The sequence below is a fragment of the Enterobacter sp. BNK-13 genome (assembly GCF_048685015.1).
In the GTDB taxonomy this organism is placed as follows: domain Bacteria; phylum Pseudomonadota; class Gammaproteobacteria; order Enterobacterales; family Enterobacteriaceae; genus Enterobacter; species Enterobacter quasiroggenkampii.
The window spans coordinates 1,542,522-1,567,999 of record NZ_JBLQTP010000001.1; the positions used below are offsets into that span (position 1 = coordinate 1,542,522).

General features: G+C 55.4%; 31 protein-coding genes. 18 read left to right on the top strand and 13 right to left on the bottom strand.

The annotated features are described in order from the left end of the window. Positions 1–150 precede the first annotated feature (150 nt). On the top strand, positions 151–879 hold the full coding sequence (locus tag ACMGGQ_RS07365) for a MerR family transcriptional regulator (protein ID WP_039266180.1): 729 nt from the start codon (positions 151–153) through the stop codon (positions 877–879). 182 nt (positions 880–1,061) lie between these two features. Here the strand turns inward: ACMGGQ_RS07365 and ACMGGQ_RS07370 are convergent, their stop codons facing one another. From ACMGGQ_RS07370 to ACMGGQ_RS07380, 3 genes are read right to left on the bottom strand one after another with little or no spacing between them, the layout of a single operon-like run. Beyond that, a complete protein-coding gene (locus ACMGGQ_RS07370; protein ID WP_420289779.1) occupies positions 1,062–1,553 on the bottom strand; it encodes an Hcp family type VI secretion system effector in 492 nt (163 codons plus the stop codon). 4 nt (positions 1,554–1,557) lie between these two features. After that, on the bottom strand, positions 1,558–1,824 hold the full coding sequence (locus ACMGGQ_RS07375; protein WP_072052292.1) for a hypothetical protein: 267 nt from the start codon (positions 1,822–1,824) through the stop codon (positions 1,558–1,560). Further along, complete coding sequence (locus ACMGGQ_RS07380; protein ID WP_045910306.1) at positions 1,796–2,320, bottom strand: DUF2778 domain-containing protein; 525 nt, start codon at positions 2,318–2,320, stop codon at positions 1,796–1,798. The genes ACMGGQ_RS07375 and ACMGGQ_RS07380 overlap by 29 nt, the downstream gene beginning before the upstream one ends. 470 nt (positions 2,321–2,790) lie before the next feature. Between ACMGGQ_RS07380 and sufA the strand changes: the two genes are divergently transcribed. From sufA to ldtE, 7 genes are all read left to right on the top strand, one after another. After that, the gene (gene sufA, locus ACMGGQ_RS07385) at positions 2,791–3,159 is read left to right on the top strand and encodes a Fe-S cluster assembly scaffold SufA (RefSeq protein ID WP_045910307.1); all 369 of its coding nucleotides are present in this window, start codon (positions 2,791–2,793) and stop codon (positions 3,157–3,159) included. 8 nt (positions 3,160–3,167) lie between these two features. Beyond that, positions 3,168–4,658: a Fe-S cluster assembly protein SufB gene (sufB, locus tag ACMGGQ_RS07390; RefSeq protein WP_420289780.1), complete on the top strand. Its 1,491-nt coding sequence runs from the start codon at positions 3,168–3,170 to the stop codon at positions 4,656–4,658. A 9-nt stretch (positions 4,659–4,667) separates the two neighbouring features. After that, on the top strand, positions 4,668–5,414 hold the full coding sequence (gene sufC / locus ACMGGQ_RS07395) for a Fe-S cluster assembly ATPase SufC (RefSeq protein ID WP_420289781.1): 747 nt from the start codon (positions 4,668–4,670) through the stop codon (positions 5,412–5,414). Next, positions 5,389–6,660 carry a Fe-S cluster assembly protein SufD gene (gene sufD, locus ACMGGQ_RS07400; protein ID WP_420289782.1) on the top strand — a complete coding sequence of 424 codons (1,272 nt, stop codon included), beginning with the start codon at positions 5,389–5,391 and terminating at the stop codon, positions 6,658–6,660. Before sufC ends, sufD begins: the two co-directional genes overlap by 26 nt. Further along, entirely contained in the window at positions 6,657–7,877 is a 1,221-nt protein-coding gene (gene sufS / locus ACMGGQ_RS07405) for a cysteine desulfurase SufS (protein WP_420289783.1), read from the top strand. The genes sufD and sufS overlap by 4 nt, the downstream gene beginning before the upstream one ends. A gap of 14 nt (positions 7,878–7,891) precedes the next feature. Continuing rightward, complete coding sequence (gene sufE, locus ACMGGQ_RS07410) at positions 7,892–8,308, top strand: cysteine desulfuration protein SufE (RefSeq protein WP_223540348.1); 417 nt, start codon at positions 7,892–7,894, stop codon at positions 8,306–8,308. A gap of 98 nt (positions 8,309–8,406) precedes the next feature. After that, entirely contained in the window at positions 8,407–9,420 is a 1,014-nt protein-coding gene (gene ldtE, locus ACMGGQ_RS07415) for a L,D-transpeptidase LdtE (RefSeq protein WP_048027587.1), read from the top strand. 60 nt (positions 9,421–9,480) lie between these two features. On the opposite strand, the gene lpp is transcribed toward ldtE, so the two are convergent. The 5 genes from lpp to ACMGGQ_RS07440 all read right to left on the bottom strand — a co-directional run bounded on the left by lpp (position 9,481) and on the right by ACMGGQ_RS07440 (position 14,344). Then, entirely contained in the window at positions 9,481–9,717 is a 237-nt protein-coding gene (lpp, locus tag ACMGGQ_RS07420; RefSeq protein ID WP_010430241.1) for a murein lipoprotein Lpp, read from the bottom strand. A gap of 309 nt (positions 9,718–10,026) precedes the next feature. Next, positions 10,027–11,439, bottom strand: a complete 1,413-nt coding sequence (pykF, locus tag ACMGGQ_RS07425; RefSeq protein WP_045284943.1) for a pyruvate kinase PykF — start codon at positions 11,437–11,439, stop codon at positions 10,027–10,029. A 7-nt stretch (positions 11,440–11,446) separates the two neighbouring features. After that, positions 11,447–11,641 carry a hypothetical protein gene (locus ACMGGQ_RS07430; RefSeq protein WP_418721936.1) on the bottom strand — a complete coding sequence of 65 codons (195 nt, stop codon included), beginning with the start codon at positions 11,639–11,641 and terminating at the stop codon, positions 11,447–11,449. A gap of 175 nt (positions 11,642–11,816) precedes the next feature. Then, the gene (locus tag ACMGGQ_RS07435; RefSeq protein ID WP_045910312.1) at positions 11,817–12,962 is read right to left on the bottom strand and encodes a trans-sulfuration enzyme family protein; all 1,146 of its coding nucleotides are present in this window, start codon (positions 12,960–12,962) and stop codon (positions 11,817–11,819) included. A gap of 11 nt (positions 12,963–12,973) precedes the next feature. After that, positions 12,974–14,344, bottom strand: coding sequence for a pyridoxal-phosphate dependent enzyme (locus tag ACMGGQ_RS07440; protein WP_420289784.1), 1,371 nt, complete (start codon positions 14,342–14,344; stop codon positions 12,974–12,976). Positions 14,345–14,744: 400 nt separating this feature from the next. Here ACMGGQ_RS07440 and ACMGGQ_RS07445 point away from each other — a divergent pair, with 400 nt between their 5' ends. From ACMGGQ_RS07445 to fumD, 4 genes are all read left to right on the top strand, one after another. Then, entirely contained in the window at positions 14,745–15,767 is a 1,023-nt protein-coding gene (locus tag ACMGGQ_RS07445; protein WP_045910313.1) for a methionine ABC transporter ATP-binding protein, read from the top strand. Continuing rightward, positions 15,760–16,428 (top strand): methionine ABC transporter permease, encoded by a 669-nt coding sequence (locus ACMGGQ_RS07450; RefSeq protein ID WP_008500617.1) that lies wholly within the window; start codon positions 15,760–15,762, stop codon positions 16,426–16,428. The genes ACMGGQ_RS07445 and ACMGGQ_RS07450 overlap by 8 nt, the downstream gene beginning before the upstream one ends. A gap of 23 nt (positions 16,429–16,451) precedes the next feature. Beyond that, positions 16,452–17,264: a MetQ/NlpA family ABC transporter substrate-binding protein gene (locus tag ACMGGQ_RS07455; RefSeq protein WP_008500616.1), complete on the top strand. Its 813-nt coding sequence runs from the start codon at positions 16,452–16,454 to the stop codon at positions 17,262–17,264. Positions 17,265–17,374: 110 nt separating this feature from the next. Continuing rightward, the gene (gene fumD, locus ACMGGQ_RS07460; protein ID WP_023343959.1) at positions 17,375–17,584 is read left to right on the top strand and encodes a fumarate hydratase FumD; all 210 of its coding nucleotides are present in this window, start codon (positions 17,375–17,377) and stop codon (positions 17,582–17,584) included. On the opposite strand, the gene ACMGGQ_RS07465 is transcribed toward fumD, so the two are convergent. The 4 genes from ACMGGQ_RS07465 to ACMGGQ_RS07480 are packed head-to-tail and all read right to left on the bottom strand — an operon-like array spanning position 17,565 to position 20,659. Further along, on the bottom strand, positions 17,565–18,251 hold the full coding sequence (locus ACMGGQ_RS07465) for an amino acid ABC transporter permease (protein WP_048030750.1): 687 nt from the start codon (positions 18,249–18,251) through the stop codon (positions 17,565–17,567). The two genes, fumD and ACMGGQ_RS07465, sit on opposite strands and share 20 nt — an antisense overlap. After that, positions 18,235–19,011 (bottom strand): amino acid ABC transporter permease, encoded by a 777-nt coding sequence (locus ACMGGQ_RS07470; RefSeq protein ID WP_420289785.1) that lies wholly within the window; start codon positions 19,009–19,011, stop codon positions 18,235–18,237. The genes ACMGGQ_RS07465 and ACMGGQ_RS07470 overlap by 17 nt, the downstream gene beginning before the upstream one ends. Then, the gene (locus ACMGGQ_RS07475; RefSeq protein ID WP_048222746.1) at positions 19,011–19,826 is read right to left on the bottom strand and encodes an amino acid ABC transporter ATP-binding protein; all 816 of its coding nucleotides are present in this window, start codon (positions 19,824–19,826) and stop codon (positions 19,011–19,013) included. The genes ACMGGQ_RS07470 and ACMGGQ_RS07475 overlap by 1 nt, the downstream gene beginning before the upstream one ends. Before the next feature lie 2 nt (positions 19,827–19,828). Then, positions 19,829–20,659, bottom strand: coding sequence for an ABC transporter substrate-binding protein (locus ACMGGQ_RS07480; RefSeq protein WP_080347292.1), 831 nt, complete (start codon positions 20,657–20,659; stop codon positions 19,829–19,831). A 246-nt stretch (positions 20,660–20,905) separates the two neighbouring features. Between ACMGGQ_RS07480 and ACMGGQ_RS07485 the strand changes: the two genes are divergently transcribed. The 4 genes from ACMGGQ_RS07485 to ACMGGQ_RS07500 all read left to right on the top strand — a co-directional run bounded on the left by ACMGGQ_RS07485 (position 20,906) and on the right by ACMGGQ_RS07500 (position 23,682). Continuing rightward, positions 20,906–21,073 (top strand): hypothetical protein, encoded by a 168-nt coding sequence (locus ACMGGQ_RS07485; RefSeq protein ID WP_032666818.1) that lies wholly within the window; start codon positions 20,906–20,908, stop codon positions 21,071–21,073. A 107-nt stretch (positions 21,074–21,180) separates the two neighbouring features. Then, positions 21,181–22,506 (top strand): sensor histidine kinase, encoded by a 1,326-nt coding sequence (locus tag ACMGGQ_RS07490; protein WP_420289786.1) that lies wholly within the window; start codon positions 21,181–21,183, stop codon positions 22,504–22,506. Next, entirely contained in the window at positions 22,499–23,122 is a 624-nt protein-coding gene (locus ACMGGQ_RS07495; RefSeq protein ID WP_420289787.1) for a response regulator transcription factor, read from the top strand. The genes ACMGGQ_RS07490 and ACMGGQ_RS07495 overlap by 8 nt, the downstream gene beginning before the upstream one ends. A 77-nt stretch (positions 23,123–23,199) precedes the next feature. Next, complete coding sequence (locus ACMGGQ_RS07500; RefSeq protein ID WP_420289788.1) at positions 23,200–23,682, top strand: GlcG/HbpS family heme-binding protein; 483 nt, start codon at positions 23,200–23,202, stop codon at positions 23,680–23,682. A 30-nt stretch (positions 23,683–23,712) separates the two neighbouring features. Here the strand turns inward: ACMGGQ_RS07500 and ACMGGQ_RS07505 are convergent, their stop codons facing one another. Next, complete coding sequence (locus ACMGGQ_RS07505) at positions 23,713–23,853, bottom strand: hypothetical protein (protein WP_003857665.1); 141 nt, start codon at positions 23,851–23,853, stop codon at positions 23,713–23,715. A 125-nt stretch (positions 23,854–23,978) separates the two neighbouring features. Between ACMGGQ_RS07505 and ACMGGQ_RS07510 the strand changes: the two genes are divergently transcribed. Both ACMGGQ_RS07510 and ACMGGQ_RS07515 read left to right on the top strand, forming a co-directional pair. Continuing rightward, positions 23,979–24,761 carry an MBL fold metallo-hydrolase gene (locus tag ACMGGQ_RS07510; RefSeq protein ID WP_420289789.1) on the top strand — a complete coding sequence of 261 codons (783 nt, stop codon included), beginning with the start codon at positions 23,979–23,981 and terminating at the stop codon, positions 24,759–24,761. A 72-nt stretch (positions 24,762–24,833) separates the two neighbouring features. Then, positions 24,834–25,469: a carbonic anhydrase gene (locus ACMGGQ_RS07515; protein ID WP_047075163.1), complete on the top strand. Its 636-nt coding sequence runs from the start codon at positions 24,834–24,836 to the stop codon at positions 25,467–25,469. Positions 25,470–25,478: the final 9 nt, after the last annotated feature.

Below are 25,478 nucleotides of genomic sequence, written 5' to 3' on the forward strand. Positions count from 1 at the left end.
CGGTAAATTTTATACAACAATGTATTAACAGGTGAATGGCGTCGTAAGCCATTCACCCGTTCAAAATGCGGTCTTAGTTATACAAATGGTGTGTACAATCTGATAAGGTTGGTGCAGTTAGGTATGGAAGTTCTGAGCGTGAGGGAGTTAATGGCCTATTACAGTATCGGCGAAGTGGCCGAACGATGCGGTATCAACCCCGTTACGCTGCGTGCCTGGCAGCGCCGTTATGGATTGTTGAAGCCGCAGCGCAGCGAAGGGGGTCATCGTCAGTTTGACGATGAAGATATCCTGCGTATCGAAGAGATCAAACGCCTGATGAAGAGTGGCGTTTCGGTCGGGAAAGTAAAAGCCTTGCTGGAAAACAAGGAAGTTTTGACTCAGGGTAACTGGGTCTCGTTCCAGGAAGAGATGATGACCGTTCTGCGCTATGCCAGCCCGGCAAAGCTGCGTGCCAAAGTCGGTGAGTTCCGCCGCGATCACCCGATAGACGCCCTGATTGACAATATTATTTCTCCCGTCCGTCAGCGGATGAACCAGGACCAAAATACCGTGCGTCACATGGCGAGCCTGTTTGACGGGGTCCTGATCGAATTCGCGATCGCAAGCCTGGCGGAGTCCCGCAAAAAAGCCGGTAAAGATGCGCTTCTGATTGGCTGGGAGTGTGATGACCGCACCCATCTGTGGCTTGAAGCCGCGCGCTTATCGCAGAAGGGCTGGCACATTGATGTCCTGGCAGAACCGATTGATTCGCCGCGTCCCGAGCTTTTCCCGGGGCAGAAAATCTTCGTCTGGACGGGGAAATCGCCAACGCCTCGACAGCAGGAACAGCTCGACCACTGGCGTGAGCAGGGTTTTGCTGTCTCATTCCATCATTGAGTGTAAGAGGCCTTGAGGGCCTTTTTTTGTTTTTGTCTCTTTCCATGCAAAATCTATCTCAAGAATAGGCATTATTCCTGCAGATGAGATTTACCCGGCTAATTTTAAAGAACATCTAATTTTTTCTGGGGCTTTGCAGTTGGCTACTTGTTCAATAGGGGACTGTGTCCCCTTATTAATACTCAGCGAGTATGGCGCTCATTCCATGCATCTGAAAATTGAATATTACCGTCAAGAATTCTCCAGGTGATTTTTTCATATTGAATGCTGACGCTTTCTATGTGATTCATTTTATCGTTTCCCGCCAGCTTAACATTTGGAACGCTGCAGTGGACGCCAGTTAATTTCACATTCTCCATAAGAACGGTATAGTAGCAGACCTCCTGGCCTGCATCATTGATGTGATAAAACCTTATTTCTGCGCTTTTCAGCGTTTGCCCGGTTGCTGCAGCCTTGTAAAGATATGGCGTAGAGCTATCAACTTCTTTTTCAATTATCATAGATGAATGTTGGCGGGTGCCGGTGATTTTGCCGTTAGCGCTGTCAACGGGCAAATTTATACCATGGCTCAGGCCGATAATTTCAATGCTTCCTTCACGATCTTGTACGTCAACAGATCCTTTGATATCTGCACCGCCATCGTCTTTAAGCCACATATAGGGAGGTATAGGCATTTTATTATTTCCTTAGTTTTTTGGTTAACTTCATTGTTAAAATATAGAAAGAGGTAGTGATGATTAGCATTGCAAGCCAGTCAATGAATGAATAAGCATCATACATAGATTCAGCATTTTCATTTCCGGTGATAGTGATTGCTGTTGTTCGGGCTAAATCATAGTTAATATATGACTCAGGACCCGGTAGTATATGGCCTATCGCAAATAATAAAATGAGAAAATAAATAATTTTACTTGCCCTACGAGCAAGGATTTTTAATGTAGCCACCCGCTACTACCTCCACCCATCCCCGCGCCATGAGTGACCGCATGCATGGAACCTGAATAAGCGATGTACTCATTAGCGCGTTATGAATCATCGCAAAATCAGACATGTTGGCGATAGTTATGCATCCCTTTGAAACCGTGCCGGGATGTAGTCGGAAATTTCCACGTTTTACATTTTCTATCCATGCGTAATCATCTATACCCCAGTCATCACGCCACAAAGCAAACCAGTCAGATTTACCAAAAGCATTTCGGCCAATAAATCTGTTAGCTGCATCGTGAATCTCCTCTTTTTTTTGGGAGAACCAGTTACCCTCCCTGCGATCAACAATCCAGTATTTCCCCGGGGGAATAGGGCCAGTATTGGCGACATGTCCGCAACTGGCATTGTTTCTGTTGGCTCCCAACCCGGAATGCGCCATGAACACGCCCACACCATACAGATTGAAAGGCGCGTAATCTGCGCCATTCAGAATCATCTTTCCCTGTAACGCCATATGCCACCTTACTTCCTTTGCAAGAGTGTGGTTAATGCTACAGTGATTAATAATGTGATCCAGAGTGAGTGTATGATTTTCAGAAAAAGACTCGCATCAACAGGTTGTCTACTGCTGAGGAGCGCTTGCTGGCCGGGCACCTGAAGCCCTGGCCTTCTTTTAGTGCGCCAAATCGCATCTGTTAGACTGAGTTCACGATAATCAAAGCGGCTATCTCAAAAATAGGCATTTCCGATGCATATTTTACTTTTCACCTCTCCGCCACAAACCCCACGACGAAATGCATTATTAATCAATGCATTGAACAATTAAATCCATCCTGCCTGCATCTTGTCACAGGGTCTATGCTTAATAAAAGTAGGCAAAAAGGGCGGTTTAGCCGAATGCCCCTGCTGACAGAGGGTTGAAGTGATAATCGTTATCACTAACATGGTGTTATGCCCTGATGGCTTATCAGATGAGGTGGACCTATGGAACTGCATTCAGAAACCTTTAATCCTGCCGATTTCGCCTGGCGCGGGTTAACGCTCACGCCAGCGGCGGCGGCACATATTCACGAGCTGGTGGCGAAAAAGCCCGAGATCCTTGGCGTGCGTTTAGGTGTCAAACAGACCGGCTGCGCAGGTTTCGGTTACGTGCTTGATACCGTCACCGAACCCGAGAAAGATGACCTGGTGTTCGAGACCGACGGCGCAAGATTGTACGTCGCGCTGCAGGCCATGCCCTTTATCGATGGCACCGAAGTGGACTACGTCCGTGAAGGCTTAAACCAGTTATTCAAATTTCATAACCCGAAAGCCCAGAATGAATGCGGCTGCGGCGAAAGCTTTGGGGTATAGGCGGAACTATGTCTCGTAATACTGAAGCAACGAGTGAAGTAAATACCTGGAGCGGCGGGCACCTCAACTATAAAGAGGGGTTCTTCACCCAGCTGCAGACCGATGAGCTGGCAAAAGGCATCAACGAGGATGTCGTGCGGGCGATTTCGGCGAAACGTAACGAGCCCGAGTGGATGCTGGAGTTTCGCCTGAGTGCCTACCGCGCCTGGCTGGAGATGGAAGAGCCGCACTGGCTGAAAGCGCATTATGACAAGCTGAACTACCAGGATTACAGCTACTACTCCGCGCCGTCCTGCGGCAGCTGCGATGAAACCTGCGCCTCGCAGCCCGGCGCGGTGCAGCAAACCGGCGCGGAGAACAGTTTCCTCAGCAAAGAGGTGGAAGAAGCCTTTAACCAGCTGGGCGTACCGGTGCGCGAAGGGAAAGAGGTGGCGGTGGACGCTATCTTTGACTCGGTCTCGGTGGCGACCACCTACCGTGAGAAGCTAGCAGAACAGGGGATCATTTTCTGCTCCTTCGGCGAAGCGATTCACGATCATCCGGAACTGGTGAAAAAGTACATCGGGACCGTTGTGCCTTCAAACGATAACTTCTTTGCGGCGCTTAACGCGGCGGTGGCCTCGGACGGTACCTTTATTTACGTGCCGAAAGGCGTGCGCTGTCCGATGGAGCTTTCCACCTATTTCCGTATTAATGCCGAAAAAACCGGCCAGTTCGAACGTACCATTCTGGTGGCCGATGAGGGAAGCTACGTCAGCTACATCGAAGGGTGCTCCGCCCCGGTCCGCGACAGCTATCAGCTGCACGCGGCGGTGGTGGAGGTCATTATCCATAAAGACGCCGAGGTGAAATACTCGACGGTGCAAAACTGGTTCCCGGGCGACGGCAATACTGGCGGTATCCTGAACTTCGTAACCAAGCGTGCGCTGTGCGAAGGGGAAAACAGCAAAATGTCGTGGACCCAGTCCGAAACCGGTTCGGCCATCACCTGGAAATACCCGAGCTGCATCCTGCGGGGGGATAACTCCATCGGCGAGTTCTACTCGGTGGCGCTCACCAGCGGCCATCAGCAGGCCGATACCGGCACCAAGATGATCCACATTGGTAAAAACACCAAATCGACCATTATCTCGAAAGGTATCTCCGCCGGACACAGCCAGAACAGCTATCGCGGGCTGGTGAAAATCATGCCGACGGCCACCAATGCGCGAAACTTTACCCAGTGTGACTCGATGCTGATTGGCGCAGACTGCGGTGCACATACCTTCCCGTACGTTGAATGCCGTAATAACACAGCCCAGCTGGAGCACGAGGCGACCACGTCACGGATTGGGGAAGACCAGCTCTTCTACTGCCTGCAGCGCGGGATTAGCGAAGAAGACGCCATCTCGATGATTGTCAACGGCTTCTGTAAGGACGTGTTCTCTGAACTGCCGCTGGAATTTGCCGTTGAAGCCCAGAAACTCCTCGCCATTAGTCTTGAACACAGCGTCGGTTAAGGAAAGCACATGTTAAGCATTAAAGATTTACAGGTCAGCGTAGAAGATAAAGCCATCCTGCGTGGCCTCAATTTTGACGTTAAGCCGGGCGAAGTCCACGCCATCATGGGGCCGAACGGTTCCGGGAAAAGTACGCTTTCTGCAACGCTGGCCGGGCGCGAAGATTATGAGGTGACCCACGGCTCGGTCGAGTTTAACGGCAAAGATCTGCTGGAGATGTCGCCGGAAGATCGTGCGGGAGAGGGCATTTTTATGGCCTTCCAGTACCCGGTCGAAATTCCTGGCGTCAGCAACCAGTTCTTCCTGCAGACGGCGCTGAATGCGGTGCGCAAATACCGTGGGCTGGAGGCGCTCGACCGCTTCGACTTCCAGGATCTGATGGAAGAGAAAATCAGGGTGCTGAAAATGCCGGAAGATCTGCTGACCCGCTCGGTGAACGTCGGTTTTTCCGGCGGCGAGAAAAAGCGTAACGACATTCTGCAGATGGCGGTACTCGAGCCCGAGCTGTGCATTCTGGATGAGACCGATTCCGGTCTGGATATCGACGCCCTGAAGATTGTCGCTGACGGCGTCAACGCCCTGCGCGACGGCAATCGCTCGTTTATTATCGTCACCCACTACCAGCGCATTCTGGACTACATCAAGCCGGATTACGTCCACGTGCTTTACCAGGGGCGGATTGTGAAATCCGGTGATTTTACGCTGGTTAAACAACTGGAGGAGCAGGGTTATGGCTGGCTTACCGAACAGCAGTAATGCGCTCCAGCAGTGGCACCGGCTGTTTGAAGCCCAGGGGGGCACGCGCTCCGAGCAGGCGCAGCAGCATCTGCAGCAGATGCTGCGTCTTGGCCTGCCGACGCGTAAGCATGAGAACTGGAAATATACCCCGCTCGATGGCCTGCTGAACGCCGAGTTTGTTACCCGTCTGGCGGATCTCACCCCAGCGCAGCGCGACGCGCTGGCCTTGCGTGTCGATGCCGTACGCCTGGTGTTTGTCGATGGCCAGTTCCGTCCGGAACTGAGCGACACGCTCCAGGAGAGCGGCTTTGAGATTGAGATAAACGACGATCGCCAGCGCCTGAGCGCCCCGGTTCAGCCCGAGGTTTTCCTGCACCTGACCGAGAGCCTGGCCCGCAGCGTGACGCATATCGCCGTGAAGCGTAACCAGCGTCCGTCAAAGCCGCTGCTGCTGATGCATATCACTCAGGGTCTGGACGGCGATGAAATCAATACCGCGCACTATCGTCACCATCTTGAGCTGGCGGAGGGCGCGGAGGCCACGGTCATCGAACATTACGTCAGCCTCAATGAGACGCGTCACTTTACCGGGTCGCGTCTGACGATGAACGTGGCGGCCAATGCCCAGCTACACCACATCAAACTGGCGTTTGAGAATGCGCAGAGCCACCATTTTGCCCATAACGACATTGTCCTGGGCCAGGATGCCGCCGCGTACAGCCACAGTTTCCTGCTCGGCGGGGCGGTGCTGCGCCACAACACCAGCACGCAGCTTAACGGGGAAAACACCACGCTGCGCATCAACAGCCTGGCGATGCCGGTTAAATCGGAAGTGTGTGACACGCGCACGTGGCTGGAGCACAACAAAGGCTACTGCAACAGCCGCCAGCTGCACAAAACCATCGTCAGTGATAAAGGGCGCGCGGTGTTTAACGGCCTGATTAACGTGGCGCAGCACGCCATTAAAACCGACGGGCAGATGACCAATAACAATCTGCTGTTAGGGCGACTGGCGGAGGTGGACACCAAACCGCAGCTGGAAATCTACGCGGATGACGTCAAATGCAGCCACGGTGCGACGGTCGGGCGAATCGACGACGAGCAGATGTTCTACCTGCGCTCCCGCGGCATCGACAAGCAGGCGGCGCAGAAAATGATTCTCTACGCGTTTGCCGCCGAACTGACGGAAGCGCTGCACGATGGTCAGTTAAAACTGCAGGTGCTGGATCGGATCGGTCAGCGCCTGCCTGGAGGCGAAGCATGAGTTTTCCCGTCGAGAAAGTACGGGCAGATTTCCCGGTTCTGACCCGTGAAGTAAACGGTCTGCCGCTGGCCTACCTGGACAGCGCGGCCAGCGCGCAGAAGCCGAATCAGGTGGTGGATGCCGAAGCCGAGTTCTATCGCCACGGCTATGCTGCCGTGCATCGCGGTATTCATACCCTGAGCGCCGAGGCGACCCAGCGGATGGAAAACGTGCGCACGCAGCTTGCCGTCTTCCTTAACGCCCGCTCGCCGGAAGAACTGGTCTTTGTTCGCGGGACCACCGAAGGGATCAACCTTGTCGCTAACAGCTGGGGCAACGCGCAGGTTCACGCAGGCGATAACATCATCATCACTCAGATGGAGCACCACGCCAATATCGTGCCGTGGCAGATGCTCTGCGAGCGCGTGGGCGCCCAGCTGCGGGTGATCCCGTTAAATGCGGACGGGACGCTTCAGCTTGAGCAGCTTGACGTCTTGCTGGATGAACGTACGCGGCTGGTGGCGGTTACCCAGGTCTCCAATGTGCTGGGGACAGAAAACCCGGTGGCAGAGATCGTCGAAAAGGCCCATCAGGCGGGCGCAAAGGTCCTGATTGACGGTGCCCAGGCGGTGATGCACCACGCGGTTGACGTCCAGGCGCTGGACTGTGATTTCTACGTCTTTTCAGGCCACAAGCTCTATGGGCCGACCGGGATCGGCGTGCTGTATGTGAAAGAAGACATCCTGCAGGCGATGCCGCCGTGGGAAGGGGGCGGGTCGATGATCGCCACCGTCAGCCTGACGGAAGGCACGACCTACGCGCGCGCGCCGTGGCGTTTTGAGGCGGGCACGCCCAACACCGGGGGGATTATCGGGCTGGGGGCGGCGGTCTCTTACGTCTCTGCCATCGGCCTGGACGCCATTCAGGAGTACGAACAGCTGCTGATGCACTACGCGCTGGCGGAACTTGCCAGCGTGCCGGATTTGACCCTTTACGGGCCTGCCGATCGGCAAGGGGTGATTGCGTTTAATCTCGGGAAACACCATGCCTATGACGTGGGCAGTTTTCTCGATAACTACGGCGTTGCGGTCCGTACAGGGCACCACTGCGCCATGCCGCTGATGGCGTTTTACCAGGTGCCGGCAATGTGCCGCGCATCGCTGGTGATGTACAACACGACGGAAGAGGTCGACAGGCTGGTGGCAGGGCTTAAGCGCATTCACCAGCTGCTGGGCTAACGGAGAGGCGAAAGATGGCAGAGCTGCCGGACAAAGATAAATTACTGCGCAACTTCTCGCGTTGCGCAAACTGGGAAGAGAAGTATCTCTATATCATTGAGCTGGGACAACGCTTACCGCCGCTCGGTGAAGAGGCGCACCGCGCAGAGAACACTATTCAGGGCTGTCAGAGCCAGGTGTGGATTGTGATGGCGCAGTCTGATGACGGCACGATCGAATTGCGCGGCGACAGCGATGCCGCCATTGTAAAAGGGCTTATTGCCGTCGTCTTTAGCCTTTACCAGCAGATGTCGGCGCAGGATATTGTGGCGTTTGATGTCCGTCCGTGGTTTGAAAAAATGGCCTTAACCCAACACCTCACCCCGTCCCGTTCGCAGGGACTGGAAGCGATGATTCGCGCCATCCGCGCCAAAGCTGCAATCCTTAGCTAGACTTACAGAACTGCATTCATTCTGTTTCGCGAGGTGGTTTCCCGCCTCGCTGGTTTTTCAGCTTTCTGGCGTTCTGTCAGTGAATAAGGAATCTCAGCATGAAGCGCGCGTCTCTCATTACTCTATTACTCCTCAGTTCGCTCGGTGCCCTTAATTCGGCCCGTGCGATGGACTATCCGTTGCCGCCCGCAGGCAGTCGTCTGATTGGGCAAAATCAAACCTACACGATACAGGAAGGGGATAATAAGCTGCAGACCATTGCCCGTCGGTTTAATACGGCGGCGCAGGTGATCCTGGAAACCAACAATACCATTGCGCCGGTAAACCCTGCGCCGGGAACCGTGATAACCATTCCGTCGCAAATGCTGTTGCCGGATACGCCCCGCGAGGGAATAGTGGTAAATCTCGCTGAGCTTCGGCTCTACTACTTCCCGCCGGGGCAAAACATTGTTCAGGTTTTCCCCCTGGGCATTGGTCAGCTGGGGCTGGAAACGCCGGTGACGACCACGCGGGTGAGCCAGAAAATCCCTAATCCGACCTGGACACCCACGCCGGGCATCAGAGCACGCTCTCTGGAGCAGGGCATTAAACTGCCTCCGGTGGTTCCTGCCGGGCCAAATAACCCCCTGGGACGCTTCGCGCTGCGTTTAGGCGTGGGGAATGGGGAATATCTTATCCACGGTACCAGCGCGCCGGACAGCGTCGGCCTGCGGGTCAGCTCTGGCTGTATGCGGATGAACGCCCCGGACATTAAGGCCCTGTTCGAACAGGTGCGGGTGGGCACGCGGGTGCAGATTATTAATGAACCCGTGAAGTTTTCCGTTGAGCCGGATGGTAAACGCTATATTGAGGTCCACCGTCCGCTGGCGCAGGTAGAAGGGGAAAATCCACAGGTCTCGCCCATTACCCATTCCGCCGAGTTTGCGACCTTTGTTTCCCAGGCGGGAAGCGATAAGGCGCTAATTGATAAAGCGCTGTCACGTCGCGCCGGGATCCCGGTTATCGTGTCGGCCGGTAGCGGCCCGTCAGCCAGCAATAGCGTGTTGTCGGTGCAGAACAGCCGGGTATCTGCTGCGGTAGCGGAAGATGAAGGGGAGAAGGTGACGCAGTAGCCGTTTGACGCAGGCAAAAAAAATGGCGCACAATGTGCGCCATTTTATTAACAGGTACTATTACTTACGGTATTTAGTAGCCTGGTTGTCCAGACGCTGGTTAGCGCGAGCTGCGTCGTCTTTAGCAGCCTGAACGTCGGAACGGATTGCGTTCACGTCGTTGCTCAGCTGGTCAACTTTAGCGTTCAGAGTCTGAACGTCAGAAGACAGCTGATCGATTTTAGCGTTGCTGGAGCAACCAGCCAGCAGAGTAGAACCCAGGATTACCGCGCCCAGTACCAGTTTAGTACGATTCATTATTAATACCCTCTAGATTGAGTTAATCTCCATGTAGCGTTACAAGTATTACACAAAGTTTTTTGGGTTGAGAATATTTTTTTGATGGGAATACACCTATTTTTGATCGTTCGCTCAAAGAAGCATCGAATCAGCCGGTTTCGGGTAAAAATCTAAGGAAAAAAAGGCATTTATCATCGGATTCATCTTAGATAATTCGCAATTAAATAGAAAAACCCGATTTGCATTTTGAATGACTTTGGCTAATGCCAGGAATAAAAAAAGCGCCCGACGGGCGCTTTTTATCCAAATTAATTCGTTCGGGAATTATTACAGCACGTGAACAGATGCGGTATTGGTGGTGCCGCTTGGTACCAGCGCGCCAGAAACCATGACCACAACGTCACCTTTCTGTGCCAGACCGCTTTCCAGAGCCAGTGCTTTACCCTGAATGTAGAAATCGTCAGTAGAGGCGATCTCTTTAACCAGATGCGCAACGACGCCTTTGCTCAGCACCAACTGACGAGCGGTGGTTTCGTTGGTGGTCAGGGCCAGGATGGTCGCATCCGGGAAGTATTTACGCACGGCGCGCGCAGATTTACCGCCCTGAGTGGCAACCACGATCAGTGGGGCTTCCAGTTTCTCAGCGGTTTCTACTGCACCGCGGCATACTGCTTCGGTGATACGCAGCTTGCGGCTGTCGTTATTGAAGTCCAGACGGCTGGTCATCACGCGGTCAGTACGTTCACAGATGGTCGCCATGATGCCGACCGCTTCCAGCGGGTATTTACCTTTCGCGGATTCGCCGGACAGCATAACCGCATCAGTACCGTCGAGGATGGCGTTTGCCACGTCGCCAGCTTCAGCGCGGGTTGGGCGTGGGTTTTTGATCATGGAGTCCAGCATCTGCGTTGCGGTGATAACCACTTTACGCGCGCGCACACACTTCTCGATCATCATCTTCTGCGCGAAGATCACTTCTTCAACCGGGATTTCAACGCCCAGGTCGCCACGTGCAACCATGATGCCGTCAGACGCTTCGAGGATTTCATCGAAGTTGTTCAGGCCTTCCTGGTTTTCGATTTTGGAGATGATCTGGATCTTCTCGCCGCCGTGCGCTTTCAGGTGCTCACGGATTTCAACCACGTCGGAACGCTTACGGATGAAGGAGGCCGCGACGAAGTCAACGCCTTGCTCGCAGCCGAAGATCAGGTCCTGTTTGTCTTTTTCAGCCAGGGCTGGCAGCGCGATGGATACGCCCGGCAGGTTAACGCCTTTGTTTTCGCCCAGGTCGCCGTTGTTCAGCACTTTACAGATAACTTTGTTGCCTTCGATAGCGGTGACTTCCATACCGATCAGGCCATCGTCGACCAGCACGGTGTTACCGACGGACAGATCGCTGGTGAAGCCTTCGTAGGTCACTGCAACGATTTCGCTGTTGCCGACGACGGATTTGTCGGTGGTGAAGGTGAAGGTCTGGCCCGCTTTCAGAGAGACGTCGTTACCGCCTTCCAGTTTGATGGTACGGATTTCTGGACCTTTGGTATCCAGCAGGATGGCCGCTTTTTTACCGGTCTTGCTCATCACGTTGCGCAAGTTCTGGATGCGCTGGCCGTGCTCTGCGTAGTCACCGTGGGAGAAGTTCAGACGCATCACGTTCATGCCGGCGTCCAGCATTTTGCTCAGCATCTCTTCAGATTCGGTTTTCGGGCCGATAGTACAAACAATTTTCGTCTTTTTCATGACAGTCTTAGTCTTTAAGTTGGGAAGGATATGGAAATCTCGCTCCGGGGGCGCACCGCCGCGGAGTCAAACCTGTGTTGCAAAAGAGTATATGACACGCACTAAGGATAGGAGACATCAAATGAGCGTGCAGAAGAAAGTGTGCCTGAGTGACAGCCCAACGAAGAAGAGGAGAAGTTGTACGTTGTTTTTTGTATTCCAAGCGCTGAAACCATTCACCAGGGATTTGGCGCGCATTATACGCTGATTTTAAGATAAAAGGAAAATGGAAACGGTGTTTCAGAAATAATCAATGCGGTTTCACATAATATTGTTATCAAGGCGTTAAGCCATGATGACAACTTGTGGCGGCAGGTGAGTAACCTGCCGCCGTTTGCTTATTTTTGCAGCGCCTGGCTGAGGTCCGCAATCAGGTCTTTAGGATCTTCAATTCCCACCGACAGGCGGATCAGCTGCGGCACAATGCCGTTTGCCAGCCGTTGTTCCAGCGGAATCGAGGCGTGCGTCATGCTGTAAGGCTGGCTTACCAGGCTCTCCACGCCGCCCAGGCTCTCCGCAAGGGTGAACAACTTCAGGTTGCGAATCACCTCGGTGGCGCGTTGCGCATCGCCTTTTACCACGACGGAAATCATGCCACCGGGGAGCGCCATCTGCGTGCGGGCAAGCTGGTATTGCGGATGTGATTCCAGGCCAGGATAGAATACCTTTTCGACCAGAGGATGCTGATCGAGCCATTGCGCAATCGCCAGCGCGTTGGTGCTGTGCTTTTCGACCCTCAGCGCAAGCGTGCGAATACCGCGCAGCGTCAGGAAACTGCTGAACGGATCCAGAACGCCGCCCACCGCGTTTTGCAGATAGCCCAGCTTGTCCGCCAGTTCCTTGTTGTCCCCGACAATCGCCAGCCCGGCCACCACGTCAGAGTGGCCGTTAAGGTATTTGGTGGCAGAGTGCACCACGATATCGAAACCGGACTCCAGCGGACGGTGGATCACCGGCGACGCGAAGGTGTTATCCGCCACGCTGATGACGTTATGACGACGGGCAATGGCCGCGATAGCCGCCAGATCGGCCAGCTTCAGCAGCGGGTTGGTCGGCGTCTCGACCCACACCATACGCGTCTGTGGGCGAATGGCGGCCTCGAGCCCGGCCAGGTCGTCCGGTTTAACCCAACTGACCTGCAGCCCGGTGCTGCGCTTGCGCACATTTTCGATCAGGCGGTACGTCCCACCGTAAACGTCATCAATGGCGACAATATGGCTGTCTTTATCCAGCAGTTCGAGCACCGTGGAGATAGCCGCCAGACCGGAGGCAAAAGCGTAGCCGCGCGTGCCGCCTTCCAGTTCGGCAATCGCCGTTTCCAGCGCATGGCGGGTAGGGTTGCCGCTGCGGGAGTACTCATAGCCGGTATGCTCCCCGGGCGCGGGTTGCGCAAACGTCGAGGTGGCGTAAATCGGCGGCATGACGGCGCCGTGCTGGTCGTTAAATTCGCCGCTGTGTACGCTGAGAGTGGCCAGGTTTTTCATCATTGATTCCTTTATTGCTGTAGACGGTTGCGCCAGGCGGTCAGAACGTCGCTGCGCGTAATCAGACCGAGAAAACGGTCGTTGTCATTAATGACGGCCACCAGGCCGCGGTCGAAGATGGCGTTCAGGGCGCTTTCCGGCGCGTGTTTATCAAGGAACTCGACCTGACGCGTCATGGCTGCCGTCACCGGCAGCGCGAAGCGATCGCCGTCGCCGCCGATATGCCGCAGGAGATCCCACTCGTCGATAATGCCCACCACCTTGCCGTTCTCCAGCACCGGCAGCTGGGAGATGTCATACAGACGCATGCGCGCCAGGACGGTGGAGAGCGTGTCGTCCGGGGCGGCGGTGACGGTCGCACCTTCGTCGTGGCGCAGGGCGATGTAGTCGGAGAGATCGCCGGCCTGAGGACGCGTGATGAGCCCCTGCTGTCGCATCCAGTCGTCGTTGAACATCTTCGAGAGATATTTATTGCCGCTGTCGCAGGCGAAGGTCACCACCCGCTTCGGCGTGGTTTGCGCCTGGCAATACTTCAGCGCGGCCGCCAGCAGCGTGCCGCTGGAGGAGCCCGCCAGAATGCCCTCCGTTTTCAGCAGCTCGCGCGCGGTGGTGAAGGCCTCGCGGTCGGTGATGCGCCAGGCGCGATTCACCCCTTCAATGTGGGCCAGCGGAGGAATAAAGTCTTCGCCAATTCCCTCAACCAGCCAGGAGCCCGCGTCGTGGTAGCGTCCGGTTTCCACCTGGTCGGCGAGAACGGATCCAGCCGGGTCAGCCAGGACAAACTCCGTGTGCGGAGATTGCTCGGCGAACCACGCCTGCAGGCCGCCCAGCGTGCCGCCTGAGCCGACGCCCACCACGATGGCGTCGATTTTGCCGTCAAGCTGCTCATACAGTTCCGGCGCCGTGGTGGTGCGGTGCGCCAGCGGGTTGGCTTCGTTGTTGAACTGGTCGATGTAAAACGCGCCAGGCAGTTCGTTCGCCAGACGCTGGGCGTAATCCTGGTAATAGGCAGGATGGCCTTTGTTGACGTCGGAGCGGGTCAGCACCACCTGGGCACCCAGCGCGCGCAGGTGGAAAATCTTCTCGCGGCTCATTTTGTCCGGCACCACCAGGATCAGCGAGTAGCCTTTCTGGGCGGCGATCAGGGCCAGGCCGAGACCGGTATTGCCCGCCGTGGCCTCAATAATCGTGCCGCCTGGCTGCAGCTGGCCGGTACGTTCCGCTTCGTTAATCATCGACAGCGCAACGCGATCCTTAATCGACCCGCCCGGATTTTGGTTTTCCAGCTTCAGGAACAGCGAGCAGGGACCGGTATCAAGCTTATGCAGCTGGATCAGCGGGGTACGACCAATCAGTTCGGTGACGGAGTGATAAATCGTCATGATGTTTTCCTTTCTGGATGTCATGACGGGATGATAGGGCGGTGAAATTTTCTCAATAAAGAACCATTCACTGCCGTTTAGAACAGAAAGGAATATAAATGCCATTTCTGGATGGAAGGACAGCAAGACGTAAAGTTGTCTGGATGTGAGGATGGCTATATCGGGATAAAATGCTGCAAAAATGAGCGTTTTTTGCGCCCGTCCGCCAGCAGATATGCATCCGGCAGATAATCATTGCTGAAATTGGTCTAAATGCTTCCCACCCGGTAAATCCGCTGTTTATTGCCGAAAGTTATAACACATTCTTTTTTGTTCATTTAAAAGCTGATAACGCCTGTTTACTATCGTTTGGACATCCATACTGCTAAACCGCCACGGGCGGCACGGATAACGAATAAGAATGATTGTACTGAGCAATATTTCGAAGGTTTTTGACAACGGAAAGGTGGCACTCACAGCCGTTGATAATGTCAATTTGACGATAGCACAGGGACAAATATACGGGATCATTGGTTACAGCGGCGCAGGTAAAAGTACGCTTATCCGCCTGCTGAATGGTCTGGAAAAACCGAGCAGCGGCAGCGTAACCATCAACGGGCAGAACATTTCTGCCGCAAAAGGTGAAGCGCTGCGCCAGGCGCGTCTGAAGATCAGCATGGTGTTTCAGCACTTCAACCTGCTGTGGTCGCGCACGGTCAGCGAGAATATTGCGTTCTCGATGCAAATTGCTGGCGTACCGAAAGCCGAAATTAAGGCCCGCGTGGCCGAGCTTATTGAACTCGTTGGCCTGAAAGGTCGCGAGCATGCTTATCCGTCACAGCTGAGCGGTGGGCAAAAGCAGCGCGTGGGCATTGCGCGTGCGCTGGCTAATCGCCCGGATGTGCTGCTCTGCGATGAAGCCACCTCCGCGCTTGACCCGCAGACCACCGATCAGATCCTCGATCTGCTGCTGGATATTAACCGTCGGTTCAAGCTGACCATCGTGCTGATCACGCACGAGATGCACGTGGTGCGCAAAATCTGCGACCGCGTGGCGGTGATGGAGAACGGTAAAGTGGTGGAAGAGGGCGACGTGTTGAGCGTCTTTACCCATCCGCAGCAGCCGATTACGCAGCAGTTTGTTCGTCAGGTGAGCCAGTACGCTGAAGAAGAAACCTTCAATACCGAACTGGCAAACGATCTGGAAGGTACGGTCATCAGGCTGACCTTTACCGGGCACAGCACGCACAAACCGATTGTGGGCGAACTGACGCTGCGCTACGGCCTGCCGTTTAATATCCTGCACGGAAAAATGACCCAAACCGCTCACGGCGTGTTTGGTCAACTCTGGGTGCACGTCGTGGCATCTGATGAACAACTGAACAATATCCTCGCCGACCTGCAGCACAGCGATATTGAAGGCGAGGTGATTAAACATGGCTGAGAATCTCTTTCCGCATCTCAAGTGGGATCAGCTCTGGGCGGCGACGCTGGAGACGCTGTACATGACCGCGCTTTCCGGCGTGGCGACCTTTGTATTAGGCATCGTGCTGGGTCTGGCGCTGTTTTTAACCGCGCGCGGCGGATTGTTCCACAACCGCACGGTGTATAGCGTCATTTCGATTGTGGTGAACGTGTTCCGCTCGATTCCGTTCATCATTTTGATTGTGCTGCTGATCCCGTTCACCAAGACCGTTGTCGGCACCATTCTTGGCGCCAACGCGGCGCTGCCGGCCCTGATTGTGGGGGCTGCACCGTTCTACGCACGCCTGGTGGAAATCGCCCTGCGTGAAGTGGATAAAGGCGTGATTGAAGCGACGCGCTCGATGGGCGCACGACTGAGCACGCTCGTGTTTCGGGTTTTACTGCCGGAATCATCACCTGCACTGGTATCGGGTATTACGGTAACGCTGATTGCGCTGGTGAGCTACAGCGCAATGGCGGGGGTGATTGGCGCCGGTGGTTTGGGAAATCTGGCTTATCTGGAAGGATTCCAGCGCAACCATGGTGACGTCACGCTGGTGGCAACGGTGACCATTCTGATCATCGTTTTCATTATCCAGTTCTGCGGCGATGTCATTACTTCACTGTTAGATAAACGCTAATAAATACACACAGGAACCACATCATGAAAAAGACACTGACACTGATCGCCGCTGCAACCCTGAGCGCCCTGAGCTTCGCCTCCTGGGCCGACACCCTGACCGTGGGGGCATCCAACACGCCGCATGCGGAAATTCTGGAGCAGGCAAAGCCGATTCTGGCGAAGCAGGGTATCGACCTGGAGATTAAACCGTTCCAGGACTACATTCTGCCGAACACCGCGCTGGCGGGCCATGACATCGATGCGAACTATTTCCAGCACATTCCTTACCTGAACAGCGTGCTGAAAGATCATGCGGGCGATAAGGACTACGATTTTGTCAGTGCGGGCGCGATCCACATTGAGCCAATCGGCATCTACTCCAAAAAATACAAGTCGCTGAAAGACCTGCCGGAAGGTGGCAAGATCATCATGCGTGACGCGGTTTCTGAAGAGGGCCGTATTCTTTCCATCTTCGAGAAAGAGGGCGTGATCAAGCTGAAGCCGGGCATCGATAAAGTGACCGCGCGCATCAGCGACATCGTCGAGAACCCGAAAAAGCTGAAGTTCACGCCTAACGTTGAAGCGTCTCTGCTGCCGCAGATGTACAACAACAACGAAGGCGACGCGGTGGTGATTAACGCCAACTACGCGATTGACGCCGGTCTGGATCCGGTTCACGACCCGATTGCGGTTGAGAGCGGTGAAAACAACCCGTATGCCAACATCATCACCGTGCATCGCGGTGACGAGAAGAAGAAAGACATCGTCGCGCTGGTGAACGTGCTGCACTCGAAAGAGATTCAGGACTGGATCCGCACCAAGTACAAAGGCGCGGTCATTCCAGTAAACAACTAATTAGCTGATTTTACAGATGAAGCCCGGCGAGTTTCTCGCCGGGCTTCTTTTTTGTATCCGGCAGGAGAATCATTTAAGCTCAACGTTTAACAGGCAATGGAGTGATGACGATGGGTAACGTGACCAAAGATGAAGCGCTGTATCAGGAGATGTGCCGGGTGGTCGGGAAGGTCGTGCTTGAGATGCGTGATTTAGGGCAGGAGCCAAAGCATATTGTCATTGCCGGGGTACTGCGTACCGCGCTGGCGAACCAGCGCGTGAAACGCAGTGCATTGACAACTGAGGCAATGGAAACGGTGGTTAAAGCGCTGGCCGGGTAAGGCGCCAGCGTTTCGCAAGCTGCTCGAGCGAGCAGCAGAGCAGGTAATAGACCACGCCCGTAAAGATAAAAATGGCCGCCGGGTAGATTTGCACCCGGTTGTTGACCTGTCCCGCCACCGTGGTCAGCTCCGGGACGTTCACGATAAACGCCAGCGACGTATCCTTCAGCAGGCTGATAAAAATCCCCACCAGCGACGGCAGAATATTCCTCAGCGCCTGCGGCAGCAGCACGCGCCACAGGGTTTGCTGCGTGCTGAATCCCTGTGACAGCGCGGCTTCGAATTGCCCGGTCGGCAGCGCGCTCAGCCCGGCCAGCACCGAGTGCATCACGGTGGCCGCTGTAAACCAGGCCAGCGCCAGCGTGACGGTCAGCGCCCCGGGCAGGTCGCCCCCGGTCATGAGCGGCAGGAGATACCACATCCAGAAAATCACGAAGATGAGCGGGATCCCGCGAATCAGCTCTGCCCATAAAAAGAGGACTTTTCGCACGAGCCCGGTAAAGCGCCAGGCCAGGCACGCGAGCAGTATCCCTCCGGGCAGAGCGATAACCGCAGCGCCTGCTGCCATCATTAACGAAAGCAGCACGCCTCCCGGTTCACCGGCTGCCGCGCGTCCCCACAGCAGATAATCGAGGTTATCGGTGATGACATTAAGTCCGGCAATCATGTTTTTCACTCTCTGTGGTGGCGACGATCGGGCGTTTACGTTTCGCCTGCGGCCCAAGGCGGACCAGCACCATTCCCATGACCAGACCGGTCAGCAGATAGAGTGCAGTACCGAGGGTAAATGCCTCCAGCGCGTGTGCGTTAAAGCTTTCGATCTGCCTGACCTGGTAGGTGAGCTCGGCGAAGCCAATCCCGCTGGCGAGCGAGGAGAGCTTCATCAGGTTGAGATACTGGCCCACAACGGGCTGCCAGGCGTTAGCCAGCCCCTGCGGCAGCAGGATGTAGCGAAACACGCGCCATGCTGAGAATCCCTGGGCGAGCGCCGCCTCCCGTTGCCCGACTGGCACAGAACGCAACCCGGCTTCCACTTCTTCGATTAAAAACGCCGAGGTAAAAACGCCCAACCCCCAGGCAGAGCATAAAAATTCGGGCGTAAACCACCAGACGTCGCCGGGCAGAATGGACCAGCTGTGATCGGCGTTGACCACGTCGCGAAACGCCTGCGGCAGCCCGTTCCAGGCGGCAAAATACCAGAACAGCAGTTGCACCAGCAGCGGCGTATTGCGAAACAGCGATACCCAGCCGCTGACGATCGCTTTCCCGACGCGTCCACCGGACAGGCGCAGGAGCATAAAGAGCAGTGCGAGCAGGCTGGCCAGTGCGATCCCCGCCAGCGTTACCCACAAGGTGGTGAGAAATCCGGAAAGTATCCACTGCAGAGGCTGTCCGGTCAGTACCCCCTGCCAGTCGAGCGCGGGCATTACAGATGCTCCTGATGCAGCGGATCCAGCACCTTTTGCAGGAAACGCTGCGCGCGCGGATGCGCTGGCTGGCTGAAAAACTGCGCTGGCGGCGCGGTTTCCAGAATTTGCCCGCCGTCGATAAAGACAATCCGGTCGGCGATTTCCCGGGCAAACTGCATCTCATGGGTCACCACGATCATCGTGATCCCGCTGTGGGCGAGGGCTTTCATCACGAACAGCACTTCACCAATCATCTCCGGATCCAGCGCGGAGGTGGGTTCATCGAACAGAATGATCTGCGGTGAAGAGGCGAGGGCGCGGGCTATCGCCACGCGCTGCTGCTGTCCGCCGGATAGCTCTGCCGGGAAATGGTGGGCCTTTTCCAGCATCCCCACTTTCTCCAGCAGGGCCAGCGCGCGCGCCTGGGCTGGCTGTGGCTTCCAGCCGTGAACGTGCTCCAGTGCCAGGGTGATGTTCTGGCTGGCGGTGAGATGGGCATAAAGATTGAACTGCTGGAATACAAACCCCACGCGGCTTCGCAGCTGGCGCAACCCGCTACCGGAGAGCTTTCCGGTAGGCTTGTTGTCGACCAGGATCTCTCCGCCGCTCAGGGGTTCAAGCTGGTTGATAAGACGAATCAGGGTGGATTTACCGGAACCCGACGGGCCGAGGATAGCAACCACTTCACCGGGCGTGATGGTGAGGTTGATGTCGTTCAAAACCTGATGGTCACCGTAGCGTTTGTCCACATGACGAAACTCGACGCTGGCCTGTTCCAGATGTGAAAAATCCGCGGCACCGGCCGCGGAGTGTGAAAATAAACCTGAGAGCATAATTACCTGGCTTCTATTTTAAAGCCGCGAGGCTGTGGAGCAGGGGTGCCAGGACCAAACCAGACATCATAGATTTTTGCCGCCTGACCGGTCTTCTCGAGATTCACCAACTCGTCGTTGACGGCTTTCAGCAGTGCCGTTTCACCTTTCTTCACCCCCACGCCAATCTCTTCTTTACTGAGCAGATCGGGCAGGATTTTGAAGTTGGCTTTGTCCGGCGCCTGCGCCAGCAGACCGGCCAGAATGGTGCTGTCCTGAGTGATGGCCTGTACGTTGCCGTTGCGCAGTGCGGTCAGCGCCAGGGGAATGTCGTCATAAGAGAGGACGCGGGACTGCGGGAAACGCTGATGCAGCGCCTGCTCGCCTGTTGTGCCTTTGACTGCGCCAATGCGCGCCCGGCTATAGTCATCGAGCTTGTCCGGTGATTTCGCCGGAACCAGGAACTGCTGGCCAGTGACGAAATAAGGCGTCGAGAAATCAATGACCTGTGCGCGTTCCGGGGTGATAGTGATATCCGCCACGATCAGGTCGGCTTTGCCGGACTGCAGCAGCGGAATGCGGTTGGCCGGATTGGTGGCAACCAGTTCAAGCTTCACGCCGAGCGATTTTGCTAGCGCTTTGGCGAAGTCCACGTCGTAACCCACGATCTCATGCGTTTTGGCATCAATCGAGCCAAACGGCGGGTTGGCATCAAACGTGGCCACTTTAACCACCCCTGCTGCCTTGATATCCGCCAGCTGATCGGCCTGCGCCTGCGCTGAAAACAGGCCCCAGGCTGCCACTACGCCCAGAGCCAGCGTCCGTTTTTTAAACCCTTTCATTTTTGCTGCCATAGTCATACGCCATCCCGTTGTTTTTGTTTTACCCCGTTACGTTCCCATAAGGGAAAGCTATCGCCAAATAAGAAATCGTTCTTTGCTATGAGCAAAAAAGCATTAGTGAACAAGGTGTTAATGAAGAGTGAAAAGGGCGAGGGTGCTATTTGCAGATCCTGCACATCGACAGTGGATTTTGGTATTTCCCCTGCACGGGATTGGGGTGCTTAACTGAAGGCAGATACGGCGAGAGAGGGTAAGACGATGAAAAAATGGATCAGCACGTTACGGCGGTTTTTTGCGGCCCGACCAGCTAATGCGGAGAACAGCGCGCAACGTGTTCTTGAGTCGATACTGCCTGTCGCCAGCCTGTATGGCGTAGACGTTGCCAACATTGACCCGGAGTGGTTCCATGATAAAACGCCACGCTGAACTGCGCCGCACGCGCGAAACGTACTGGAACGAGGTGTGCTGAATTTTGTTCTGACGCCGGATAGCTGTTAATGTCGGCAGATGGTTGAGTCTGCTCAGTTAATGGAATGAAGAACCCCTTTTTCAAGCGCGGCATTATTATCTGGACGATAGTCTGCCTCATCAGCGGTGTCCTGCTCTATGCGGAACAAATTCGCCGCCAGTTCTGGGAGCGCGATCGCGAGTTTGCGGCACTCTTCTCTGAATTAAGCGCGGTGCTGACGCAAAATGAGTCCGTATTGCCACTTCTGAATGGCGATGAAGATATTGCCAGCCTGCGCAAAAAATTCCCTCAGCTTCTTGCCCTGGAAAAGACCTCCGGACGCCCGCTTGATGCGCCACGGGTTGAACCTGCCCACGAGATACGGTACTGGCTTTACAATCCCTGGCGCCAGATCCGCGTGCTGGTGGACCTCGGCCCGATCCTGAATGCGCACCATCCCTTTACTCATCTCGGGATCCGTTTTATGCCAAACGGCGACGAGCCAGCGTCTGATGCCTTCTGGCACTGGCAGCGCACCTTCCCGCAGCACACTCAACCTTTTACGCTGGAAGCCGATTCCCGGCCAGACTGGCTCGCCGTTAACGGGTTGATGTATCTCATCTTGTTTATCGGTTGGGGGATAGTGATTGCGCTGGCGAGCGTGGTGCTCTGGCAGCGTAAAGCGCGCAAAGAGGCCGAGCAAAGGGCGCTCTACTACCAGCACGCCAGGCTCAATACCCTGGGGGAGATCACCGCCGGTATTGTGCATGAAATTAACCAGCCGTTAACCGCTGCGCAGACGTGGATCCAGGGAGCGCAGCGTCAGCTGCAGCAGGAAAACGGCCCAGCGGTGTCGCAGGCGCTGGCGGCTGCGCTGACGCAAATGCAGCGTATTAGCGCCTTGCTGACGCGTTTTCGTGAGCACGTGGTGCAGGAGAAAGTCACCCTGCGGGAAACCGACCTTGCGCAGTGCTGGCAGCAGGTGGTGAATTTACTTGAGCATGAGCGCAGGGCCGAACATATCATGGTCACGCATGCGTTTGCCCCCGGGGCCACGACGGTGCTGGCAGACCGTCTCTGGCTTGAGCAGGTCCTGCATAATTTGCTCAGCAATGCGATTCAGGCCCAGCAGGCGTCGGTAGCCGGCTGGGTAAAGATTGAAAGTCAGAAAAACGAGCATGGCGTTGTGATTACCGTGACTGACGGCGGCCCGGGCTTTAGCCCGGAGGCGTTACAACATGCCTTCATGCCGTTTTACAGCGGCAGAGAAGCGGGCATGGGGCTGGGGATGACCCTGACGGAATCATTGATGACGCGTATGAATGGATCGATTACGCTAGGTAATGCGCCGCAGGGCGGGGCGCAGATCCGACTACAACTGGCGCACGGAAAGGAGGCTATGGATGGATAATACAATCTGGCTGATTGATGACGATGAATCCATCAGGGAGTCGATGACGTTTTTACTTTCAGGCATGGGCTGGCCGGTCAGGACATATGAAAGCGTCGATGCGTTTACCGCTGCTCATGCACGGGAGAAAGCGCTGGTGGGCTGTATGCTGTTGGATATGCGGATGCCCGGTAAAGGCGGTCTCACCTGGCTTGAGGAGGGCACATGGCCCTGGCCTCTGCTGCCGGTGATTATCATGACCGGCCACGGTACCGTTGACGCCTGCCGTCGGGCATTCCGTAACGGCGTCTTTGAGTTTTTCACCAAGCCGCTGGATGCCGACAAGCTTATCGAAACCGTGGGCCTGGCCTTCGAGGAGAGCCAGCGCCGCTTTGCCGACTGGCAGGAAACAACCCGGATCGCGTCGCGTTTCGCTCAGTTGACCGCGCGTGAGCATGAGGTGCTGGGTGAGTTGATGAAAGGGCTCAGCAACAAAGAGGTGGCTGCCCGGTTGAACCTCTCGCCGCGTACGGTAGAGGCGCACCGCGCATCGGCATTTACCCGGCTTGGCGTCAATAGCTTAGTCCAGGCAATCCGGGAATACGATAAATTGCAATTCGTAAAACTACCAGGATGAGTGCGTAATCAACCGAATACCGTTTCATCGTGCGGCTGAGTAACCTCTGGGTGTCTCTCAACACGCGAGGAAGTGCGATGAAAAAAATAATGATGGTTGCGGTATTGGCCGCGGGTAGCCTGAGTCTGGCGGCGCAGGCCGATACGCTGAATCAAAAGAATCTCTCGCTGGCGCAGGCTAATGCGCTGGCAACGTCCGCCATTCAGGCCTGTACGGCAAAAAATTACCAGGTGACCGTTACCGTGGTTGACCGCGCGGGCGTCGTGAAAGCGGTACAGCGCACGGACAATGCCGGTCCACATACGGTAGAAGCCAGCGAAATGAAAGCCTGGACGGCGCTCAGCGCAAAGAATGCGTCCGGCAAGGTGATGGAAGCGGCGCAGAGCAACGCGGGTGCGCAAAACATGCGTGATATTCCGGGCTTCCTGCTGCTGGCGGGTGGCCTGCCGGTGAAAGAGGGCGATGAGGTGATCGGGGCGATTGGTATCGGCGGTGCGCCGGGCGGTCATTTTGATGAAGCCTGCGCGCAGGCAGCCATTGACGGGCTGAAAAAGTCATAAAAAAAGCACCGGCTTGCCGGTGCTTTTTACTTAGATCTTGCAGGCGTCGCCGCAGTCATCGTCGGCGACAATCGCCTGCGCTTTTTTATCTGCGTCGTCCAGACGTTCTGCATTACGCTCTTCTGCTTCATCCAGACCGTTAAACACTAAGTTATCGAGATCAATTTCCATGTTGCACCTGCTCTGTTCAGTTTTCGATACTGGCACAGTATAGGGCAAAAAAAGCCAGCAATGTACCTCGCAGCACATAAGGATAATCCCTGCCATACTCAGTGCTTTATCGCTGAGGAGAGCACATGATTACACTCTGTAAAACCTGTGGAACCGCCTACGATACGCAGCCGGATAGATGCCCAATTTGTGAGGATGAACGCCAGTATGTGCCCATCACGGGACAGGCGTGGACCGATCTCGATACCGTCAACGCGACGCACAGCAACAAATGGCAGCAGCTGGAGCCGCGATTGTTCGCTATCAAAACCGTTCCGGCGTTTGCTATCAACCAGCGGGCGCTGCTTCTGCAAACGCCGCACGGCAATGTCCTTTGGGACTGCATCGCCAACATTGACCCGGCAACCAAAACGCTTATTAACGCCCTTGGCGGCATCAGCGCGATTGCGATTTCACACCCGCATTATTACACCACGATGCAGGAGTGGGCTGCGGCGTTTGACGCGCCGGTGTACCTGCACGCCAGCGACAGAGAGTGGGTAATGCGCGACAGCCCGGCCATTCATTTCTGGGAAGGCGATGCGCTGGAGATTTTCCCGTCTGTTACCCTGCTGCGTCTGGGCGGGCATTTTGCCGGGGGAACGGTGCTGCACTGGCAGGAGGGGGACGGGGTGCTGCTGGTGGGCGATATTCTGCAGGTCACGCCGGGTAAAGACGCCGTCTCGTTTATGTGGAGCTACCCGAACTATCTTCCGCTGCCTGCCCGCACCGTGGCGTCTGTCGTGAGTCATCTGGAAGGCAGAACGTTTGAACGTCTGTACGGCGCGTTCGAAGGGCAGAACATCCTCGCTAACGCGGACGAAATTGTGCAGCGGTCGGGCCAGAAATATATTGCTTGTCTGAAGTAAACCACGATGGGTAAACTTTACGAGTGTGATCTCGATCATACCTAAACTAAAACAGATAAAAGAGACATTGCTATGCAACATATCATTGAAGGTTTTCTCAGCTTTCAAAAAGAGATTTTCCCGCAACGTAAAGAACTCTTCCGCAGTTTAGCGTCCAGCCAGAATCCCAAAGCGCTGTTCATCTCATGCTCCGACAGCCGTCTGGTCCCGGAACTGGTCACCCAGCAAGAGCCAGGACAACTCTTTGTCATTCGTAATGCTGGCAACATTGTGCCGCCGTTCGGACCGGAGCCTGGCGGTGTGTCCGCTACCATCGAATACGCCGTCGTGGCGCTGGGCGTCACGGATATCGTGATTTGCGGTCACTCCAACTGCGGCGCGATGAAGGCGATTGCCGATAACGCGAACCTGGAGCCGATGCCTGCTGTATCGCACTGGCTGCGCTATTCCGATGCGGCGAAAGCGGTGGTGGAAAAGAAAAGCTGGGATAAGCCGATCGATAAGGTCAATGCGATGGTGCAGGAAAACGTGTTTGCGCAGCTGAGCAACATCAAGACCCATCCGTCCGTCGCGGTGGGCCTGCGTAATAACTCCATCCGACTGCACGGCTGGGTGTACGACATTGAAAGCGGCGAAATCCTCGCGCTGGATAAAGCGACGAAAAGCTTCGTCTCGCTGTCGGAAAACCCGGAAGTCTTCTTCGAGTAACCCGCAACA

Coding starts and splice junctions, on each gene's coding strand:
- ACMGGQ_RS07365 (WP_039266180.1), top strand. CDS start 151: ATGGCCTATTACAGTATCGGCGAAGTGGCCGAACGATGCGGTATCAAC.
- ACMGGQ_RS07370 (WP_420289779.1), bottom strand. CDS start 1,553: ATGCCTATACCTCCCTATATGTGGCTTAAAGACGATGGCGGTGCAGAT.
- ACMGGQ_RS07380 (WP_045910306.1), bottom strand. CDS start 2,320: ATGGCGTTACAGGGAAAGATGATTCTGAATGGCGCAGATTACGCGCCT.
- sufA (WP_045910307.1), top strand. CDS start 2,791: ATGGAACTGCATTCAGAAACCTTTAATCCTGCCGATTTCGCCTGGCGC.
- sufB (WP_420289780.1), top strand. CDS start 3,168: ATGTCTCGTAATACTGAAGCAACGAGTGAAGTAAATACCTGGAGCGGC.
- sufC (WP_420289781.1), top strand. CDS start 4,668: ATGTTAAGCATTAAAGATTTACAGGTCAGCGTAGAAGATAAAGCCATC.
- sufD (WP_420289782.1), top strand. CDS start 5,389: ATGGCTGGCTTACCGAACAGCAGTAATGCGCTCCAGCAGTGGCACCGG.
- sufS (WP_420289783.1), top strand. CDS start 6,657: ATGAGTTTTCCCGTCGAGAAAGTACGGGCAGATTTCCCGGTTCTGACC.
- sufE (WP_223540348.1), top strand. CDS start 7,892: ATGGCAGAGCTGCCGGACAAAGATAAATTACTGCGCAACTTCTCGCGT.
- ldtE (WP_048027587.1), top strand. CDS start 8,407: ATGAAGCGCGCGTCTCTCATTACTCTATTACTCCTCAGTTCGCTCGGT.
- lpp (WP_010430241.1), bottom strand. CDS start 9,717: ATGAATCGTACTAAACTGGTACTGGGCGCGGTAATCCTGGGTTCTACT.
- pykF (WP_045284943.1), bottom strand. CDS start 11,439: ATGAAAAAGACGAAAATTGTTTGTACTATCGGCCCGAAAACCGAATCT.
- ACMGGQ_RS07435 (WP_045910312.1), bottom strand. CDS start 12,962: ATGAAAAACCTGGCCACTCTCAGCGTACACAGCGGCGAATTTAACGAC.
- ACMGGQ_RS07440 (WP_420289784.1), bottom strand. CDS start 14,344: ATGACGATTTATCACTCCGTCACCGAACTGATTGGTCGTACCCCGCTG.
- ACMGGQ_RS07445 (WP_045910313.1), top strand. CDS start 14,745: ATGATTGTACTGAGCAATATTTCGAAGGTTTTTGACAACGGAAAGGTG.
- ACMGGQ_RS07450 (WP_008500617.1), top strand. CDS start 15,760: ATGGCTGAGAATCTCTTTCCGCATCTCAAGTGGGATCAGCTCTGGGCG.
- ACMGGQ_RS07455 (WP_008500616.1), top strand. CDS start 16,452: ATGAAAAAGACACTGACACTGATCGCCGCTGCAACCCTGAGCGCCCTG.
- fumD (WP_023343959.1), top strand. CDS start 17,375: ATGGGTAACGTGACCAAAGATGAAGCGCTGTATCAGGAGATGTGCCGG.
- ACMGGQ_RS07465 (WP_048030750.1), bottom strand. CDS start 18,251: ATGATTGCCGGACTTAATGTCATCACCGATAACCTCGATTATCTGCTG.
- ACMGGQ_RS07470 (WP_420289785.1), bottom strand. CDS start 19,011: ATGCCCGCGCTCGACTGGCAGGGGGTACTGACCGGACAGCCTCTGCAG.
- ACMGGQ_RS07475 (WP_048222746.1), bottom strand. CDS start 19,826: ATGCTCTCAGGTTTATTTTCACACTCCGCGGCCGGTGCCGCGGATTTT.
- ACMGGQ_RS07480 (WP_080347292.1), bottom strand. CDS start 20,659: ATGGCAGCAAAAATGAAAGGGTTTAAAAAACGGACGCTGGCTCTGGGC.
- ACMGGQ_RS07485 (WP_032666818.1), top strand. CDS start 20,906: ATGAAAAAATGGATCAGCACGTTACGGCGGTTTTTTGCGGCCCGACCA.
- ACMGGQ_RS07490 (WP_420289786.1), top strand. CDS start 21,181: ATGAAGAACCCCTTTTTCAAGCGCGGCATTATTATCTGGACGATAGTC.
- ACMGGQ_RS07495 (WP_420289787.1), top strand. CDS start 22,499: ATGGATAATACAATCTGGCTGATTGATGACGATGAATCCATCAGGGAG.
- ACMGGQ_RS07500 (WP_420289788.1), top strand. CDS start 23,200: ATGAAAAAAATAATGATGGTTGCGGTATTGGCCGCGGGTAGCCTGAGT.
- ACMGGQ_RS07505 (WP_003857665.1), bottom strand. CDS start 23,853: ATGGAAATTGATCTCGATAACTTAGTGTTTAACGGTCTGGATGAAGCA.
- ACMGGQ_RS07510 (WP_420289789.1), top strand. CDS start 23,979: ATGATTACACTCTGTAAAACCTGTGGAACCGCCTACGATACGCAGCCG.
- ACMGGQ_RS07515 (WP_047075163.1), top strand. CDS start 24,834: ATGCAACATATCATTGAAGGTTTTCTCAGCTTTCAAAAAGAGATTTTC.